Origin of the sequence: Mesorhizobium sp. M1A.T.Ca.IN.004.03.1.1, from assembly GCF_003997555.1 — a bacterium.
Taxonomy (GTDB): domain Bacteria; phylum Pseudomonadota; class Alphaproteobacteria; order Rhizobiales; family Rhizobiaceae; genus Mesorhizobium.
Genome location: NZ_RZTV01000488.1, coordinates 1 through 263 on the forward strand (window position 1 = coordinate 1; position 263 = coordinate 263).

Annotated in this window: 1 pseudogene; it reads left to right on the forward strand. The window is 66.2% G+C overall.

Annotated features, from left to right (window positions below):
• Positions 1 to 16: 16 nt before the first annotated feature.
• Positions 17 to 263 (forward strand): annotated as a pseudogene (locus tag EOD29_RS32565) (multidrug efflux MFS transporter); the annotation flags it as partial.

Below are 263 nucleotides of genomic sequence, written 5' to 3' on the forward strand. Positions count from 1 at the left end.
GTGGATCCCGCTCGTTGTGGGCGGCGTCGCCCTCCTGCTCTTCCTGCTGCGCCAGCTCGCGCTGCAGCGCAAGGAGCAAGCGTTCCTCGACCTGCGCACGTTCAACTCTCGCGGGTTCAGCGTCGCGGTCATCCTCATGGTCGTCATGATGGGCGCCCTCTTCGGGACCGTCTTCCTGTTGCCGATCTACACGCAGAAGGTGCTCGGCCTCGAACCCGTCGCGAGCGGACTCATCCTCGTGCCCGGCAGCCTGCTCATGGGTC